Here is a 15,267-nt window from a genome sequence, read left to right as displayed (position 1 = left end):
AGCGCGTCGGCGGAAAGGGCTTTGACTCGCCTAGGCCGGCGATGCCGATGGCAAGCTCTCAAGTCCGGCCGAAGCGCCGAAAAAGATCGAACTTAAGGTTTCAGGTCGAGGTCGCCGTCGCGCCAGACGAGATGGCGCGGACTGGCCGGCAGGTTCTCGATCTCCTCGGCGATGAAATAGGGCGGGATGTCGAGCGCCCTCAGCGCCTCGGTCGTTGCCGGAACCCATTTGAATTCCAGGTCGTGCTCGTCCTTGACGCGGTGGACGATATCCGTCGGATGAAAGGGAAACGTCTCCGGGATGTCCATCAGGTAATAATAACCGAGTTCATGCCAGTCGCGGTCTTCATAGTGGAAGAAATTCTCGACCGACCAGAGCAGCCGGAGAACGCTCACCTCGGCGCCGATTTCCTCGACCATCTCACGCTTGAGCGTCTCTTCCGATGTCTCGCCGATCTCCGCCCTGCCGCCCGGAAACGTCCAGAACGCCTCGTCCACGGCGCGATGGACCAGCACGTACCCGTTCCGGAATCCAAGCCCGGCAATCCGCATCTGGAAAATGCGCTTGTTCTTGGTCTTGATACGGATGCGAGTCCTCGCCATGCGGTTTACCCCAGTTCGATCACAACGATTTCCGGCCTCGAGCCCACTCTCACCGGCAGGATGGAACAGCCCAGCCCCCGGGACACGATGAGATCACGCTCCCCCTCACGATAATGTCCCGCCGGATAACGCCGCGAGCCCTGCGATCCAGCGACGGGCCGCCAGCCCAGAATATTGATCTGGCCGCCATGGGTGTGCCCCGAAAGCGTCAGACTGACCCTCTCGCTGACCTGCGGAAATATGTCCGGCTCATGTGCCATGAGCAGCACCGGCGCGTCATCGTCAATCTGTGCGAGCGTTCCCGGAAGATCGTCGATGCCATTCATCCTCATCCGCTTGAAGTCTTTACCGGGACGCAGAGCCATCTGATCGCCGAGGCCGGCCAGCCAGAACGAGTGCCCGTCTTTCTCCAGCCTGACGGCCTCGTTGATGTAGGTGGGTATTCCAACGGCCCTCAGTGCAGCAGCCGCGATATTCTCGGCGAGGGGGTCCCTCTGGAAACGAAGATCCTCCCAATGGTCATGATTGCCGAGCACTGCGTGAACGCCGAGCGGCGCCTTCAGCACCGAGAATACCCGCGACCAATCCGCCGACGGGATATGCTCCGTCAGCAGGTTCATTCCCGACACGTAATCGCCGAGCAGCAGGATGACATCCCCGTTCAGCGCATTGGCCGCCGAGCAGATCGACCCGATCCGGTCGACGCTCATCCAGGGTTCGCAAGCGTGAAAATCCGCCAGGACGACGACGCGAAGCTTCAATCCCGGCGTCCATCGCCTGGGCGTGACGGCATATTGCGTCAGCCGCGGCCGTGCCATCACCTCCACGAAGGGATAGGCGGCCAGAGCCAACAGGGTCGCAACTCCTCCGGCAAAGGCCTTGAGCAACGTCCGCCTTGTGAGCACTCATTCATCCTCGAGATTCATCCGGAACTGTGCTGCCTCGAGATCCTTCGGCGGCTGCAGTCCCAGATGTTTCCACGCGTTTGCGGTCAAAACGCGGCCCCGGGGCGTGCGCTGGATGAAACCCTGCTGGATCATGTAGGGCTCGATGATGTCCTCGATCGCATCGCGCGGCTCGGACAGGCCGGCGGCAATGGTCTCGATACCGACCGGGCCGCCGCCGAAATTGACGGCGATCATGTTGAGGTAGCGTTTGTCGAGCTGGTCGAGGCCCATATTGTCGACCAGAAGGCGGGTCAGCGCCTCGTCGGCGATCTCCTTCGTCACCGCTTCGGCCCTTGCCACTTCGGCAAAATCGCGCACCCGGCGCAACAGACGTCCGGCGATGCGCGGTGTGCCGCGGGCGCGGCGGGCGATCTCGCGGGCGCCGTCATCGGTGATCGCCAGGCCCATCAGCCGCGCGCCGCGCCTGACGATCAGTTCCAGCTCGTCGACCGTATAGAATGCCAGCCGCACGGGAATGCCGAAGCGGTCGCGCAGCGGCGTGGTGAGCAACCCGAGACGCGTGGTGGCCGCGACCAGCGTGAATTTCGACAGATCGATCTTCACAGACCGCGCCGCCGGGCCTTCGCCGATGATCAGGTCGAGCTGGAAATCCTCCATCGCCGGATAGAGGATTTCCTCGACCGCCGGATTGAGCCGGTGGATTTCGTCGATGAAGAGCACATCGCGCTCTTCGAGATTGGTGAGCAGCGCCGCTAGGTCGCCCGCCTTGGCGATGACAGGGCCGGAAGTGGAGCGGAAATTGACCCCGAGTTCCTTGGCCATGATTTGCGCCAGCGTCGTCTTGCCGAGGCCGGGCGGGCCGACGAACAGCACGTGGTCCAGCGCCTCGCCGCGGTTCTTCGCCGCCTCTATGAACACCTTGAGGTTGGCGCGCGCCTCCGCCTGGCCGGTGAACTCGTCCAGCGACTGCGGACGCAGCGTTGTATCCAGATCTTCGCCCCGCTTTTCCGGCGTTATCAGGCGGGCGGGTTCACTCATGCGAGAAATTCCATTCCGGGGACGTGCGAAGCCGCCTTTTTATCGAAGGTTTTAATGGATTTGCATCCCTCTTCCAGTGAGCGCCCGGCGATGAGGGCGTCTGCGAAATCCACGTTCGTGTTTTCAACCTGCCAGAGCGCAGCGACGACAAGGGCCTGGTTTTCTATGACAAGCCCGCGCGTCCGCAGCAGCTTTCCAATGGCAAGTACGACTTCCTTCTTCTTGAAACCGTATTGGGAACGAAGGGCCCAATCGAGTTCGAGCAGGCTGATCAGTGTCACGAAAGCAGAATATTCTCGGCCCAGTCCTTTTGCAAACTCCGCCACGGCCGCCACTTGTAGTGCGTTATCCGGGATCAGCGTTCGCAAAATGACGTTGGTATCAAGTCCCAGCAAGGTCATTCTGCTGCATCCGCCTGTTCATCGTCGCCGGTATCGAGGACGTTGGCTCCGCCAGCGGTCATCACGGCGGCATCGATTTCCTCCAATGTTGCAGGCCCGTTCGGTGGATTGCCAAGAAGACCGACAAGATCGCCGAAATCGATGTTTTTTGGCGTGATCACGAGATCTCCGTTCACAACCGAATAAACAACCTCATCCCCCGGATGCAAATTGATCATCTCCCGCACGTCTTTGGGTATCGTCAGCTGCCCCTTGGCAGAAAGCGTAAGCGTCCAACCCATGGCGCATTTCTCCAACAAAACTACAATTGGCGGAAATAATACGATTATTCCGACAAAATCACAAATTATCCAATCACCGCGCCAGTTCCTTCAACCCCAGCCTTATGAGCCTGGCGCTATCGCCACCCTCACCGCCGTTCTTGAGCGCCGCGGCAACCGCATTCGCGGCCTGGTCGCGCGAATAACCGAGATTGGTGAGGGCCGAAACCGCATCGGCGACCGGCGCCGCGGCAACCCCCTCGCCGAGTTCCTGCTTGAGACCGATATTGCCCGAAGCCTCGCCGGCAAAAGCGGGCGCCTTGTTCTTGAGTTCGGTGACGATACGCACCGCGACCTTCGGCCCGACACCCGGCGCGCGCGAGACCGTCGTCTTGTCCTGCAGCGCGATGGCGTTGGCAAGCTCGGAGGGCGTCAGGGTCGAGAGCACGGCAAGCGCCACCTTGGCGCCGACGCCCTGCACGCTCTGCAGCAGCTTGAACCATTCCCGCTCCAGCGCCGTCAGGAAGCCGAACAGCTTGAACTGGTCCTCGCGCACATAGGTCTCGATGAACAGCACCACCGCTTCGCCGGCCGACCCCATCTTCGACAGCACCCGCGACGAGCAGAAGACTTCGTAACAGACGCCATGAACGTCGACGAGCACGTAGTCGTCGCCGATCTCGTCGATAGTGCCTTTGAGCTTGCCGATCATGAAAGATGTCCGTCAGGGATGGGTTTCGGGAGAGATGAGGGAAATCAAGGGAAAATAGGTCCGGTACCTAGCGACATCCCGGCTGAGCAGCCTGTAGCCTTTGACCATCGCATGGGCACCAATGTAGAAATCAGGAAGCGGCGAACGTTTGTCCCCGCCCAGTCGGCGGTATTGCAAAAAGGCGTGGCCTGCCGCGTAGGCCGCCTGCCAAGGGAGATCCTCCCGCCGGAAAAGACTGGGCGCAAGTGCCGATTCCAGCTCCTCGCTCGTCGCGTAACCGGCAGCCATTTCCGCATAAATCAACGGATTGATCAGCAGCGGCCCGTTTGTCTGGGCAGCCGCCAATTGTTCGGTCGACCATTCGGTGAAGGCGCTCCGCGTGTGGAACACGTCGATCAGGACATTGGTATCGACAAGGGTCGCCATGCGATCAGTCTCTCAGAAGACGATAAAATTCCTCGCCACTCATATCGCCGAGAGACATGGACCCCTGATGCCGCCTGAGATGATCCATGAGCACGCGAACATTGCGTTCGGCTTCCTCGCGAGACGGCTCGACACGGCGAAGCACGGCTTCACCCTCGCGAAGAACAAATTCCACCTCGCTGCCCGGTTCAATCCCCAGATTGGAGCGGACATTTTTCGGGATCGTAACCTGGCCTTTTTCCGTGACGCGCATGGTAATACCTCTGAGGTATTACTTACCGGCCCACCCGGAACAAGTCAAGAACAAACTACCCGGCGAGTGCCGCGCGCATGCGCTGGCCGCCGCGGTTATGGGCGTGGCAGATGGCGATCGCCAGCGCGTCCGCCGCGTCGTTGCCCTTGAACTCCGCCTTCGGCATCAGGATCTTCAGCATCATGTGGATCTGCTGCTTTTCGCCGTGGCCGACGCCGATCACCGATTTCTTCACCGCATTCGGCGCATATTCGGCAACCGGGAGCCCGGCCCGTGCCGGCACCAGCATGACGACGCCCCTTGCCTGGCCGAGCTTCAGCGTTGCGACTGCGTCCTTGTTGACGAAGGTCTGTTCGACGGCCGCCTCATCCGGCTGGTAGGCATGCACCACTTCGGCCAGCCCGTCGTGCAATTGGCAGAGGCGGGACGCAAGATCCATGTCACCGTCGGAAGTCACGGTGCCCGACGCGACGAATTTCAGGCTGTTGCCAAGCGTCTCGATAATGCCCCAGCCGGTGCGGCGAAGCCCCGGGTCGATGCCGATGATGCGAATCGTGCCTGTCATGCCCATACCCTATCCTGAAGCCCTATCCAGTGCCACGAGAATGTGAACAAACCGAAAACGAGGCTTGGGGCTGCCATTTACCTTTGAGTAACCATGTCGGGAAGGTTTTCCCGTTTTGAGCCTGCCGGCGGCAACGGCTGCACGCCCCGCGCGTTGCAATTCCGCGGCTTGAACGCGATGTGAGGAGGCAGCCATGATAGGCAGACATCATTCCCTTTCGGTCAAGGTGATCGGGCTCGTGCTGGCGCAGAATGGGATTCTCGCGGGGCTCCTCTTTTATGTCGCCGATGAACAGACGCCTTTCGAGATGCTGGGCATCGCGGTGTCGTTGATCGTCCTGACCCTCGTCACCGTCACTCTGGCCGGCGCGCTCATAAATCCGTTGCGAACGGTTGCCGGAACCGCTTCACAGATCGCCGCCGGCCATGCGGCCGTGCCAGCCGAACACCTGACGCGCACAGATGAAATCGGCTCGATCTCCCGGTCGCTGGAGCGGCTTTGCCACGATCATCTCACCCGCCTCATCGAGGACGAAGAGGACCGCGAACAGCGGGAGGCGGTTGCCGAACAAGCCCACGCGCGTGACATCGAGGCAGCCCGAGATGAGGCGCGCGATCTGAAGACCGTGGTCGAAGCGCTCGACGGCGGCCTGCGACGCCTTGCGGTCGGCGATCTCACCGTCCGGCTCGACATGCCGTTCCCGGAAGAATACGAGGGACTGCGCGCCGATTTCAACCATGCCCTTACGACCCTCGAAGAGGTGCTCGGCGTGATCGGCAGCGGCGTCCATGGCCTTCACTCGACCTGCGCCACGATCCGCGACGGCATGGCGGAAACGGCCGAGGCCGGCGGCCGCCTGACGGCAGCCCTCGCCAAGACCGCCGCCGATGTCGGGGCGCTCGCCGAAATGCTGAAGGCACGAAAGATGGAGGCGCAGCATACTGCCGACATCGCCCACAATGCCCGGCTCGACATGCGTCCATCGAAGGAGATGATGCAGGCCGCAACGGCGGCGATGGAGGCCATCCGCAAGGCATCGCTGAAGATCGAGCCCGCCACGGCGACAATCCGGGACCTCGCCTTCCAGGCCAATATGCTCGCCCTCAACGCCGGCATGGAAGCGGCCCATTCGGGTGAGGCCGAGAACCATTTCAAGACCGTGGCCGAGGAAATCCGTGCGCTTGCCGAGCGGGCCGCCGAAGCGGCGAAGGAGATTTCCGGCCTGTCCCGCAGGTCGGCGGAAGCAGCCGAAGTCGGCGGCAGGTCGGTCGCCAAGGCGGGCGGAGAGTTGGTTGCGATGACGATCTACGCCGATGCCTTGCAGGGCCGTGTGGATGCGATCGCGGCGAACTCCAGGAAGGAGATCGAGGCGGTCGCAGCCGTCAGGACCACGATGACCACGCTTGCCAAGGCGAGCCGCGACCAGATCGGCGCGCTGGATGCGCTGACGGCGACGCTCGGCCGCATGAACCGTGATATCGGGACGATCGGCCATCATGCAGGGCGCTTCACGCCCGTCACGATCCTCCACGCGGGAGGAGTGGCGGTACCGGGGAGCCTCAAACCCGCAAAACCCGGTTCGCATCTCCGGCTGGTCAAGTCGTAACATCGGAAGGCCCTGCATGGGCCCGTTTTTGGGCGCATGTTTTTCTGTCGGTCGCAGGGTCGTATTTCTGGACGTGGCTGCCTAGATAAGTGGAACACTCTGTCAGTTATTCCGCCTCCAGGACGTGCCGATGATCCCTTTTTCCATTCTCGATCTTTCACCCGTCGGTGAAGGATATTCCGTGAGCGACGCGCTCGACCAGTCCCGCCGCCTGGCGATCAAGGCCGAGGAGCAGGGCTACAAACGTGTCTGGCTCGCCGAGCACCACGGCATGCCGGGCATTGCGAGCGCCGCGACCGCGCTGGTGATCGCCCATGTCGGCGCTGCGACCAAGACCATCCGCGTCGGCTCCGGCGGCATCATGCTGCCCAACCATTCGCCGCTCGTCATCGCCGAACAGTTCGGCACGCTGGAAGCGCTGTTGCCGGGCCGCGTCGATCTCGGTCTTGGCCGGGCGCCCGGAACCGACATGCGCACCGCAAGCGCGCTGCGCCGGAATCTCGATGCCGGCGCCGAAAGTTTTCCGCACGACATTCTCGAACTGCAGCGCCTGCTGGGTACGCCCGAAAAAGACCAGGGCCTGCTCGCCGTGCCGGGCATGGATGCGCATGTGCCGATCTGGCTGCTCGGATCGAGCGTCTACAGCGCCCATCTCGCAGCCGCGCTTGGCCTGCCCTATGCGTTTGCCTCGCATTTCGCGCCCGACATGCTGATGGAAGCGATCTCGATCTATCGCGACCGTTTCCAGCCGTCTCTCCACCTCGACAAGCCCTACATGATGGTCGGCGTCATGGGGGTTGCTGCGGAAACCGATGCCGAAGCGGAGCGCGCCTTCACCTCGTCGCAGCAGCAGTTCGTCAATCTTCGCAAGAACGTCCGCACCCGCTTCCCGAAGCCCGTCGACAGCATGGAAGGTCTCTGGACGCCGATGGAAAAGATGAACGTCGAGCACACGCTGCGTTACGCAGCGGTCGGCTCGGTTGCGACGGTCGAGGCGAAACTCAGGGATTTCCTGGGAGAAACCGGCGCTGACGAGTTGATCATCTCGATGCCGATCCACGATGTCGATGCACGGCTGCGCTCGGTCGAATTGTTCGCGTCGTTGCCGATGATGGAAAAGGTTCGAGCCTGAAACAAAGGCGGGCTGGTCATGCCAGCCCGCCCGGTAAAATCATGTGGTCGAGAACGGATCAGGCCGAAAGCTTGGCCATGACCTCTTCGGAAACCTCGAAGTTCGAATAGACGCTCTGCACGTCGTCGTCATCTTCGAGGTTGTCGATGAGCTTCAGCAGCGACTGCGCCTTCTCCTCGTCCACCTCGATCGTGTTTTGCGGCCGCCAGATCACCTTGACCGTCTCGGCCTGGCCGAGCGTCGCTTCGAGCGCCTTCGAGACTTCGCCAAGGCTTTCGAAAGCGCAGATGATCGTGTGGCCGTCCTCGTCGGTGGTCACGTCGTCGGCACCGGCCTCGATCGCCGCTTCCATCACCTTGTCCGCATCGCCGACGCTCGCCTTATAGGTGATTTCGCCCACATGGTCGAAGGAGAAGGAAACCGAGCCGGTTTCACCGAGCACGCCGCCCGCCTTGGTGAAGATCGAGCGGACGTTGGAGGCCGTGCGGTTGCGGTTGTCGGTCAGCGCCTCGACGATGACGGCGGTGCCGCCCGGACCGTAACCCTCGTAACGGACGGAATCGTAGTTTTCCGCGTCCGAGCCGGAGGCCTTCTTGATCGCCCGGTCGATATTGTCCTTGGGCATGGACTGCGCCTTGGCGTTCTGGATCGCCAGGCGCAATGCCGCGTTCATGGTCGGATCAGGCAGACCCGTCTTGGCCGCGACGGTGATTTCGCGCGCAAGCTTGGAAAACATCTTCGACCGGATCGAATCCTGCTTGCCCTTGCGGTGCATGATGTTTTTGAACTGTGAATGGCCAGCCATGGCACCCCTGACACTTTAGCTTGTTCTGGAACTCGTTCTGGAATGGCGCCTTATAATTTCGAAGCCTGACCCGTTCAAGGGCATTCCAGGGTAAGGCAGGGCTTTTCCTGAAGCTCCACCGCAAACAGGACCAGGAACAAAGCCAAAGCCTTGCCGTTTGTTCACCGAGACAAACAACAAGGAGACAATCGATGGCAAGCCTTACCGAAGCCCGCGAAGCACCCGAACGCCAGCTCTGGGACGAGATCAACAACATCCATGCCGGCATGCTCGGGATCGAGGGCTCGCACATGCATTTCCAGCCGATGGCGCCGAACGCCGACCCGAAATCGAACACCATCTGGTTCTTCACCAAGGCCGATACGGACCTGGTACGCGCCATCCGCGCCGGCAGCCGCGCCCATTTCTGCGTCGTCGGCAAGAACCACGATTACCACGCCTGCCTTTCCGGCACGCTGGAAATCCGCAACGACCGCGCCAAGATCGACGAATACTGGAGTGCCGTGACCTCGGCCTGGTACGAGCACGGCAAGGAAGACCCGCTTCTGACCCTGCTCGCCTTCCGCGTCGACGACGCGGAGATCTGGGCCTCCACCGACAGCACGCTGAAATTCGGCTGGGAGATCGCCAAGGCCAACCTGCATGACGAGAAGATGCCGGATGTCGGCGTCAAGCAGCACCTCGCCTTCCCGCAGTTCCATTAAACCAGAACAAGCCCGCAAGGGCGATCAGAGCCCCTGCGGCACCAGTATCGTCGGTTTTTTCGGTAGGCTGCGCATCGACACCCGGATCGTCGGTTCCTTGGCATAGGCGATATCGAACTTGGCGTCGAACATGGCGATGAAATTGTCGAGAGGCGGTCCCCAGCGATGCATCGGCAGGATGAGCGACGAGCGCAACCGCTGCACGACGCGGCTCATGCTGTCCGCCCCCATTGTCAGGCCGCCGTCGACCGGCACCATCAGGATGTCGAGGCGGCCGATCTCCGTGTACTGGGCCTCGTTCAGCTCGAAATGCAGGTGGCCGAGATGGCCGATGCAGAGGCCCGCGACCTCGAAGATGAAGATCGAATTGCCGTTTTCCTCGATGCCGCCGCCCCAGTTGCGGATATCCGACACGACGTTGCGAACATACACATCTCCCACCATGACGCGATGCTGCGCCTTTTCGCCCGGGACATCGCTCCAACCGTGCAGGACGTGCTTGATCCCGGAATCGGGGCTGAGCGTGTAGTGGGTAGAATGGGCCTTGTTCATGGTCGCCACATCAGGCAGCCGCGAGGGTCGGTAGGCGCCGCTATAGTCGGTGGCGATGCCGATCCCTTCGGGCGTTTCGATGAAATAGGTGGAATGGCCGACAAAGGTGATCTTCACCTCTTCCCTCTCGGCCAGCGCAAGATTCTTCTTCGCCTGGGCGAACTGTAGGTCGGAGGGCCTGAAACTTGCAAAGGTGACGCCGGGCAGCTTCTGGGCGATCGCCTGGCATTGGCTGATGGGCAGGCCGTCCTGGGCGAGCGCTGCTAAAGCCGACAGGAGGAGGCCGGAAAGACCGAGTGCGAGAGCCCGTAGCATCATGCTGATCCCAAAGAACTGCGTTCATGCTCATTCCCGGCGAAAACATGCGGCAATGCGAAAGGCCGGTCCAGCCGCAATCGCCGCGGCCGGTCTCACAATTCTGTCATTGGTTGAGGTCATGGAGTTGATTATTGAAAAGCGCTGGCAGCGCCCGACATGAGTTTGCCGGCATCGGATTGAAGCGCGAGAGGATATTTTTATGAAGCATGACATTGCGATCGGGACCCAGGATGGCACCGCCAAGGCCGCAGTCATCAGGCCGGAAGACGGCGCGGCGACGACCAGGGGCGTCATCATCTACATGGATGCCTTCGGACCGCGCGAGGCCCTCTACTGGATGGGCCAGCGCATCGCCGATGCCGGTTATATCGTGCTCGTTCCCGACCTCTATTACCGGTCCGGCGAATATGGTCCCTTCAACGCCCGGACCGCCTTCAGCGAGGAAGCCTCCAAGACCCGGATCAGGGCGATGATGCAGACAGCCACCCAGGCACTGACGGCGCAGGACGGCGCCGCCTTCATAGAAGCGCTGGAGGCCGAAGGCGTTACCGGGGCGATCGGAACGGTCGGTTACTGCATGGGCGGTGCCCGCGCGATCACCGCCGCGGCCCACTATCCGGAACGCATCAAGGCGGCGGCGAGCTTCCATGGCGGCAATCTCGCAAGCGACGCCGAAGACAGCCCGCACAGGCTGGCTGACAGGATCAAGGCACGCGTCTATGTGGGCGTCGCCGGCATCGACAACAGCTTTCCGCCGGAACAGTCAGCCCGCTTCGCCGAAGCCTTTCGCGTCGGCGGCGTCGATCATGCAGTCGAGAACTTTGTCGGCATGGCGCACGGCTGGGCGGTGCCGGACCACAGCGTCTACGACAAGGACGGTTCCGAGCGCCACTTCAAGCGCCTGCTGACGCTGTTCGAAGAGACCCTCTGAAACGACAAAGGGGCGGCTTCGGGCCGCCCCTGATCTCACTGAAATCTTGCAATTCCGGTTGGCACACTGTGCCTGGCCTACTTCCGGCGCTCGAAATTGCTGCTGTTGGCCAGTTTCGGCTTGTCCTTCTTCTTGAAAGGCTTGTCGTCCTTCTTGAAGGGCTGGGCGTCCTTGCGGAACGGCTTGGCTTCCTTGCTGAAGGGCTTTCCGTCGCGTGCCTCGGCTGCCTTGGGGCCGCCAGGGCCAGCCGCGTTGGACGTGTTCTTCCGCGGCTTGCCCTTCGCCCAGTCGTCGCCACGAGGCTCCGTCGGACGGTCGTCATAGGATTTCTTGGCATAAGGCTTGGCCGGCGCGGGACGGCTGAGGTCCGGCGCGCTGGTCAGCCGGGTCACGCGGATGCCGCGTTCCAGCGCCTTGTCCTTGCCGACCGCCTGCATGAAGGCATCGGCGTGATCGGCGGCGATTTCGACGAAGGTTTCGTCCTGCTGCATCTTGATCGCGCCGATCTCGCGCTTGGTGACGTTGCCGTTGCGGCAGAGCATCGGGATCAGCCAGCGCGGCTCGGCATTCTGCTTGCGGCCGACCGACAGGGAGAACCACACGGCCGGGCCGAACTCGTCGCGCGACGGGCGCGGGATCATCGGGAAATCGCCCTCGCCGCCGACGCGCTCGCGCGGCTTGCGGGTGTCCTGCTGCACGGAGATCTCGATCAGGTCCTCGGGCGCCGAATATTTGGTGCGGTAAAGGCTGACGAAGGCCGCCGCCAGCTTTTCCGCGCCATGGCTCTCGACCAGCTTGGCGACGAGATCCTGCTCTTCCTCGCGTGTCTTTTCGCTGAAGATCGGATCGGCCAGCAGACGCTCGTCGTCGCGCCGCATCACCTCTTCGGCAGACGGCGGGCGTGCCCAGGTGGCAGAGATGCCGGCGCCGCCGAGCAGGCGCTCGGCCTTGCGGCGTGCATTGACCGGCACGATCAGGGCGCTGATGCCCTTGCGACCGGCGCGGCCGGTGCGGCCGCTGCGGTGGAGCAGCGTTTCCGGATTGGTCGGCAGGTCGGCATGGATGACGAGGTCGAGACCCGGCAGGTCGATGCCACGGGCGGCGACGTCGGTCGCGATGCAGACGCGGGCGCGTCCGTCGCGCATCGCCTGCAGCGCATGGGTCCGCTCGTTCTGCGTCAGTTCGCCGGAGAGTGCCACGACCGCGAAATTGCGGTTGTTGAACCGCGCCGTCAGATGATTGACGGCGGCGCGGGTCGAGCAGAACACGATGGCGTTGGTCGACTCGTAATAACGAAGCACGTTGATGATCGCATTTTCGCGGTCGGCCGATGCGACGGCGAGCGCGCGGTATTCGATATCGACATGCTGCTTTTCCTCGGCAGAGGTCGCGATGCGGACCGCGTCGCGCTGGTAGCTCTTGGCGAGCTTGGCGATGGCGGCCGGCACGGTTGCCGAGAACATCAGCGTCCGGCGATCGTCGGGCGCCGATTCCAGGATGAATTCCAGGTCTTCGCGGAAACCGAGATCGAGCATCTCGTCCGCCTCGTCGAGCACGGCCACCTTGAGGGCCGACATGTCGAGCGCGTTGCGGCGGATATGGTCGCAGAGACGGCCGGGGGTACCGACGACGATATGGGCGCCGCGCTCCAGCGCGCGCCGTTCGCTGCGGATGTCCATGCCGCCGACGCAGCTGGTGATGACAGCGCCTGTCATCTCGTAAAGCCATTCCAGCTCGCGGGTAACCTGCATCGCCAGTTCGCGGGTCGGGGCGATGACCAAGGCCAGAGGCTGCCGCGCCGGGCCGAACTTCTCCGCGTCGCCGAGCAGGGTCGGGGCAATCGCCAGGCCGAAGGCAACGGTCTTGCCCGAACCGGTCTGCGCCGAAACCAGCGCATCGGAATGGATGAGAGCCGGGTCGAGCATGGATTTCTGGACGGGGGTCAGCGTAACATAGCCCCGTTTCGCCAATGCCTTGGCGATCGCCGGAACGGCGCCGTTGTAGTCGGTCATCTAAATCTGTCTTTCGGATTGTCGCGCGCAAAGCGCTGTGGCTGCAACACTCGCAGCCGAACTTGCGCCGTTCCTACTTATTTGCAGCGCAAATGTCAAAGAGCATGTCTGCGGAAGGCATCGGTCAGGGCCGCTGTTGACGCCATAAGCTTAATATCTGACGGAAATCTTCCATTGGCGGGGAAGATCCAAGCGGAGAAGGCCATGTCGGGCATTTTGGAAAAGCGGGCCGAACTGCAAGCGCAGGCGGATGCGATCGTCGGCGCCCTCAGCCTCGATGATGCCTTGCGCTCGGCTACCGCCAACACGCCGGGGAGCGGCAAGCCTTCCCCGAGCGCACTGATCTATGAGGCGGCGCTCGATGGAGAGGTAACAACAACTGCGGAGTTCGAAGAATGGCTTCTGCGTCAGCAGAAACTTTAGCTGAAGGCCGGAAGCATGATACAGTCTCCACTCAGTGCAATCAGGACCTTCGATCAACACCTCCACTGGACTCGCACGAACGACGATTACGCGCTATATAAAGGGCTATGGCAAAGGCAGAACTCAAACGAGAACCGACTGGCAAGTGGGTGGTGCGCGATTCAAAGAGCGGCCGCTTTGTCGAAGTGCGCGGTGCCGATTCGATGAAGTCGTCGCAGCTCCCTCTCAAGAAGAGCGTCGATCTCACGAAGCCGATTGCCGAACAGGCCCTTGAAGGCGATCCATCCAGGTCGCGTAAGTTCTCCGTGAAGAACTGATCTTGCCGGGCGCGCTGCTCGATACCCATACGTTTTATTGGCTGGTAACGGCCGTCGAGACGCTGTCGGAAGAAGCGCTTATCGCGATCGCCGACAACCAGACTGCGGGGACGCTCTACGTGTCACCAATTACTGCCTGGGAGCTGACAATCGCTTCCCGCAAGCCGGCACACAGGGACCCGCCAAACCTCGATGCAAAGTCGCCAGCCCAATGGTTTTCGAAGGCCGTCGCAGCGACCGGGACGAAAATTGTTCCAATCAAGCAGCGCATCGCCTGCGAGGCAGCGGCCGTGGTGATGGATACCGGGCATAAGGACCCGGGCGATTGCTACCTGATCGCCACCGCACGGATCAAGAAAGTCCCCATCATAACGCGCGATACCGTCATGCTGGATCTCGCCTCACCCGAATATCTCGAAGTGATCGTATGCTGAGATGTTCACCCTTATCCGATGGCCCAAGATAGCCGTCCTTCTATCATCGCCAGAACGACGGGATCGTCTCCGCAAGTCGCGGCCCGATCCGGAGCGGCTCGATCTTCTCCGCAAGCCCGGTCACATCGGAAATCTCGATGCCGAGGCCGCAGATCGTCGCAGGTCCGGTCGCCGCCTCGAAACGGCCCTTCGGCATTTTCGAGATGAAGCGGTTGAGCGGTTCTTCCTTGTCCATGCCGAGCGATGAATCGTAGTCGCCGCACATGCCGGCATCCGACATGTAGCCGGTGCCGCCGTTGAGGATCTGGCAATCGGCCGTCGGCACATGCGTATGGGTGCCGACCACCAGGCTGGCGCGGCCGTCGACGAAATGCCCGAAGCACTGCTTTTCGCTGGTCGCTTCCGCATGGAAGTCGAAGATGATCGCATCCGCCTGTTCCTTCAAGGGCGCAGCCGCGAGGATCACCTCGGCGCTCTTGAAGGGATCGTCGAGTTCGGGATGCATGAACACCCGGCCCATGATGTTGGCGACCAGAATACGCGCGCCGTTGCGGGCGTAAAAGATGCCGGATCCTTTGCCCGGCGTCCCGGCGGGATAGTTGGCGGGGCGCAGGAACTGCTCGTGGCGGCCGGCAAAGCTCACCGCCTCCTTCTGGTCCCAGACATGGTTGCCGGTCGTCACCACGTCGGCGCCGGCATTGATCGTCTCGAGGAAGATATCCTCGGTAATGCCGAAGCCGCCGGCGGCATTCTCGCCGTTGACGATGACGAAATCGAGCTTCAGGTCGGCGACGAGGCCGGGCAGCTTTTCCCACACCGCCACGCGGCCGGTCTTGCCCACCATGTCACCCAGGAACAAAAGGCGCAT

Annotated in this window: 20 protein-coding genes; 7 read left to right on the top strand and 13 right to left on the bottom strand. The window is 62.0% G+C overall.

All coding sequences use genetic code 11. The annotated features are described in order from the left end of the window. Nucleotides 1-92: 92 nt before the first annotated feature. The 9 genes from ACZ9EJ_RS03040 to ruvC form a co-directional block, all read right to left on the bottom strand. A complete protein-coding gene (locus tag ACZ9EJ_RS03040; RefSeq protein ID WP_046640878.1) occupies nt 93-602 on the bottom strand; it encodes an NUDIX hydrolase in 510 nt (169 codons plus the stop codon). A 5-nt stretch (nt 603-607) separates the two neighbouring features. Beyond that, the gene (locus tag ACZ9EJ_RS03035) at nt 608-1,507 is read right to left on the bottom strand and encodes a metallophosphoesterase (protein WP_046640879.1); all 900 of its coding nucleotides are present in this window, start codon (nt 1,505-1,507) and stop codon (nt 608-610) included. Further along, entirely contained in the window at nt 1,508-2,548 is a 1,041-nt protein-coding gene (ruvB, locus tag ACZ9EJ_RS03030) for a Holliday junction branch migration DNA helicase RuvB (RefSeq protein ID WP_046640880.1), read from the bottom strand. Continuing rightward, a complete protein-coding gene (locus tag ACZ9EJ_RS03025; RefSeq protein WP_052764622.1) occupies nt 2,545-2,949 on the bottom strand; it encodes a PIN domain-containing protein in 405 nt (134 codons plus the stop codon). Before ACZ9EJ_RS03025 ends, ruvB begins: the two co-directional genes overlap by 4 nt. Next, nucleotides 2,946-3,230: an AbrB/MazE/SpoVT family DNA-binding domain-containing protein gene (locus ACZ9EJ_RS03020; protein WP_007765261.1), complete on the bottom strand. Its 285-nt coding sequence runs from the start codon at nt 3,228-3,230 to the stop codon at nt 2,946-2,948. Before ACZ9EJ_RS03020 ends, ACZ9EJ_RS03025 begins: the two co-directional genes overlap by 4 nt. Nucleotides 3,231-3,303: 73 nt before the next feature. Beyond that, the gene (ruvA, locus tag ACZ9EJ_RS03015) at nt 3,304-3,921 is read right to left on the bottom strand and encodes a Holliday junction branch migration protein RuvA (protein ID WP_046640881.1); all 618 of its coding nucleotides are present in this window, start codon (nt 3,919-3,921) and stop codon (nt 3,304-3,306) included. A gap of 12 nt (nt 3,922-3,933) precedes the next feature. Then, nucleotides 3,934-4,347: a type II toxin-antitoxin system VapC family toxin gene (locus ACZ9EJ_RS03010; RefSeq protein WP_046625148.1), complete on the bottom strand. Its 414-nt coding sequence runs from the start codon at nt 4,345-4,347 to the stop codon at nt 3,934-3,936. 4 nt (nt 4,348-4,351) lie between these two features. After that, nucleotides 4,352-4,600, bottom strand: coding sequence for an AbrB/MazE/SpoVT family DNA-binding domain-containing protein (locus ACZ9EJ_RS03005; RefSeq protein WP_046610108.1), 249 nt, complete (start codon nt 4,598-4,600; stop codon nt 4,352-4,354). A 55-nt stretch (nt 4,601-4,655) separates the two neighbouring features. After that, nucleotides 4,656-5,165 (bottom strand): crossover junction endodeoxyribonuclease RuvC, encoded by a 510-nt coding sequence (gene ruvC, locus ACZ9EJ_RS03000; protein WP_037078104.1) that lies wholly within the window; start codon nt 5,163-5,165, stop codon nt 4,656-4,658. 193 nt (nt 5,166-5,358) lie between these two features. On the opposite strand from ruvC, the gene ACZ9EJ_RS02995 reads away from it, so the two are divergent. Then, nucleotides 5,359-6,771, top strand: a complete 1,413-nt coding sequence (locus ACZ9EJ_RS02995; protein WP_046640882.1) for a methyl-accepting chemotaxis protein — start codon at nt 5,359-5,361, stop codon at nt 6,769-6,771. 130 nt (nt 6,772-6,901) lie between these two features. After that, nucleotides 6,902-7,903 carry an LLM class flavin-dependent oxidoreductase gene (locus ACZ9EJ_RS02990; protein WP_046632078.1) on the top strand — a complete coding sequence of 334 codons (1,002 nt, stop codon included), beginning with the start codon at nt 6,902-6,904 and terminating at the stop codon, nt 7,901-7,903. A gap of 58 nt (nt 7,904-7,961) precedes the next feature. Here the strand turns inward: ACZ9EJ_RS02990 and ACZ9EJ_RS02985 are convergent, their stop codons facing one another. Beyond that, the gene (locus ACZ9EJ_RS02985) at nt 7,962-8,708 is read right to left on the bottom strand and encodes a YebC/PmpR family DNA-binding transcriptional regulator (protein ID WP_007759789.1); all 747 of its coding nucleotides are present in this window, start codon (nt 8,706-8,708) and stop codon (nt 7,962-7,964) included. Between the two features lie 191 nt (nt 8,709-8,899). Here ACZ9EJ_RS02985 and ACZ9EJ_RS02980 point away from each other — a divergent pair, with 191 nt between their 5' ends. Further along, nucleotides 8,900-9,412: a pyridoxamine 5'-phosphate oxidase family protein gene (locus ACZ9EJ_RS02980; protein WP_046640883.1), complete on the top strand. Its 513-nt coding sequence runs from the start codon at nt 8,900-8,902 to the stop codon at nt 9,410-9,412. Between the two features lie 24 nt (nt 9,413-9,436). Here ACZ9EJ_RS02980 and ACZ9EJ_RS02975 read toward each other — a convergent pair whose 3' ends face one another. Beyond that, the gene (locus ACZ9EJ_RS02975; RefSeq protein ID WP_046640884.1) at nt 9,437-10,282 is read right to left on the bottom strand and encodes an MBL fold metallo-hydrolase; all 846 of its coding nucleotides are present in this window, start codon (nt 10,280-10,282) and stop codon (nt 9,437-9,439) included. 199 nt (nt 10,283-10,481) lie between these two features. On the opposite strand from ACZ9EJ_RS02975, the gene ACZ9EJ_RS02970 reads away from it, so the two are divergent. Further along, nucleotides 10,482-11,213, top strand: coding sequence for a dienelactone hydrolase family protein (locus tag ACZ9EJ_RS02970; RefSeq protein ID WP_046640885.1), 732 nt, complete (start codon nt 10,482-10,484; stop codon nt 11,211-11,213). Between the two features lie 77 nt (nt 11,214-11,290). Here the strand turns inward: ACZ9EJ_RS02970 and ACZ9EJ_RS02965 are convergent, their stop codons facing one another. Beyond that, a complete protein-coding gene (locus tag ACZ9EJ_RS02965) occupies nt 11,291-13,225 on the bottom strand; it encodes a DEAD/DEAH box helicase (protein WP_046640886.1) in 1,935 nt (644 codons plus the stop codon). Between the two features lie 204 nt (nt 13,226-13,429). On the opposite strand from ACZ9EJ_RS02965, the gene ACZ9EJ_RS02960 reads away from it, so the two are divergent. The 3 genes from ACZ9EJ_RS02960 to ACZ9EJ_RS02950 all read left to right on the top strand — a co-directional run bounded on the left by ACZ9EJ_RS02960 (nt 13,430) and on the right by ACZ9EJ_RS02950 (nt 14,399). Further along, nucleotides 13,430-13,648 (top strand): hypothetical protein, encoded by a 219-nt coding sequence (locus ACZ9EJ_RS02960; protein ID WP_046640887.1) that lies wholly within the window; start codon nt 13,430-13,432, stop codon nt 13,646-13,648. A 107-nt stretch (nt 13,649-13,755) separates the two neighbouring features. Further along, entirely contained in the window at nt 13,756-13,965 is a 210-nt protein-coding gene (locus tag ACZ9EJ_RS02955; RefSeq protein WP_046625140.1) for a hypothetical protein, read from the top strand. 2 nt (nt 13,966-13,967) lie between these two features. Then, complete coding sequence (locus ACZ9EJ_RS02950) at nt 13,968-14,399, top strand: type II toxin-antitoxin system VapC family toxin (protein ID WP_046640888.1); 432 nt, start codon at nt 13,968-13,970, stop codon at nt 14,397-14,399. Nucleotides 14,400-14,442: 43 nt separating this feature from the next. Here the strand turns inward: ACZ9EJ_RS02950 and ACZ9EJ_RS02945 are convergent, their stop codons facing one another. Beyond that, nucleotides 14,443-15,267: a TIGR00282 family metallophosphoesterase gene (locus tag ACZ9EJ_RS02945; RefSeq protein WP_046640889.1), complete on the bottom strand. Its 825-nt coding sequence runs from the start codon at nt 15,265-15,267 to the stop codon at nt 14,443-14,445.

Source organism: Neorhizobium sp. USDA 3394, assembly GCF_056280385.1.
Note: the sequence above shows the minus strand (reverse complement) of the source record. Positions and strands in the feature narration are given on the sequence as shown.

What these genes read in the sequence shown, in the direction of transcription:
- ACZ9EJ_RS03010 (WP_046625148.1), bottom strand. Translation starts at nt 4,347, where the DNA reads ATGGCGACCCTTGTCGATACCAATGTCCTGATCGACGTGTTCCACACG.
- ACZ9EJ_RS02975 (WP_046640884.1), bottom strand. Translation starts at nt 10,282, where the DNA reads ATGATGCTACGGGCTCTCGCACTCGGTCTTTCCGGCCTCCTCCTGTCG.
- ruvA (WP_046640881.1), bottom strand. Translation starts at nt 3,921, where the DNA reads ATGATCGGCAAGCTCAAAGGCACTATCGACGAGATCGGCGACGACTAC.
- ACZ9EJ_RS02985 (WP_007759789.1), bottom strand. Translation starts at nt 8,708, where the DNA reads ATGGCTGGCCATTCACAGTTCAAAAACATCATGCACCGCAAGGGCAAG.
- ACZ9EJ_RS03005 (WP_046610108.1), bottom strand. Translation starts at nt 4,600, where the DNA reads ATGCGCGTCACGGAAAAAGGCCAGGTTACGATCCCGAAAAATGTCCGC.
- ACZ9EJ_RS02945 (WP_046640889.1), bottom strand. Translation starts at nt 15,267, where the DNA reads ATGCGCCTTTTGTTCCTGGGTGACATGGTGGGCAAGACCGGCCGCGTG.
- ACZ9EJ_RS02960 (WP_046640887.1), top strand. Translation starts at nt 13,430, where the DNA reads ATGTCGGGCATTTTGGAAAAGCGGGCCGAACTGCAAGCGCAGGCGGAT.
- ACZ9EJ_RS02980 (WP_046640883.1), top strand. Translation starts at nt 8,900, where the DNA reads ATGGCAAGCCTTACCGAAGCCCGCGAAGCACCCGAACGCCAGCTCTGG.
- ACZ9EJ_RS02965 (WP_046640886.1), bottom strand. Translation starts at nt 13,225, where the DNA reads ATGACCGACTACAACGGCGCCGTTCCGGCGATCGCCAAGGCATTGGCG.
- ACZ9EJ_RS02995 (WP_046640882.1), top strand. Translation starts at nt 5,359, where the DNA reads ATGATAGGCAGACATCATTCCCTTTCGGTCAAGGTGATCGGGCTCGTG.
- ACZ9EJ_RS02955 (WP_046625140.1), top strand. Translation starts at nt 13,756, where the DNA reads ATGGCAAAGGCAGAACTCAAACGAGAACCGACTGGCAAGTGGGTGGTG.
- ACZ9EJ_RS03020 (WP_007765261.1), bottom strand. Translation starts at nt 3,230, where the DNA reads ATGGGTTGGACGCTTACGCTTTCTGCCAAGGGGCAGCTGACGATACCC.
- ruvC (WP_037078104.1), bottom strand. Translation starts at nt 5,165, where the DNA reads ATGACAGGCACGATTCGCATCATCGGCATCGACCCGGGGCTTCGCCGC.
- ACZ9EJ_RS03025 (WP_052764622.1), bottom strand. Translation starts at nt 2,949, where the DNA reads ATGACCTTGCTGGGACTTGATACCAACGTCATTTTGCGAACGCTGATC.
- ACZ9EJ_RS03040 (WP_046640878.1), bottom strand. Translation starts at nt 602, where the DNA reads ATGGCGAGGACTCGCATCCGTATCAAGACCAAGAACAAGCGCATTTTC.
- ACZ9EJ_RS02970 (WP_046640885.1), top strand. Translation starts at nt 10,482, where the DNA reads ATGAAGCATGACATTGCGATCGGGACCCAGGATGGCACCGCCAAGGCC.
- ruvB (WP_046640880.1), bottom strand. Translation starts at nt 2,548, where the DNA reads ATGAGTGAACCCGCCCGCCTGATAACGCCGGAAAAGCGGGGCGAAGAT.
- ACZ9EJ_RS02990 (WP_046632078.1), top strand. Translation starts at nt 6,902, where the DNA reads ATGATCCCTTTTTCCATTCTCGATCTTTCACCCGTCGGTGAAGGATAT.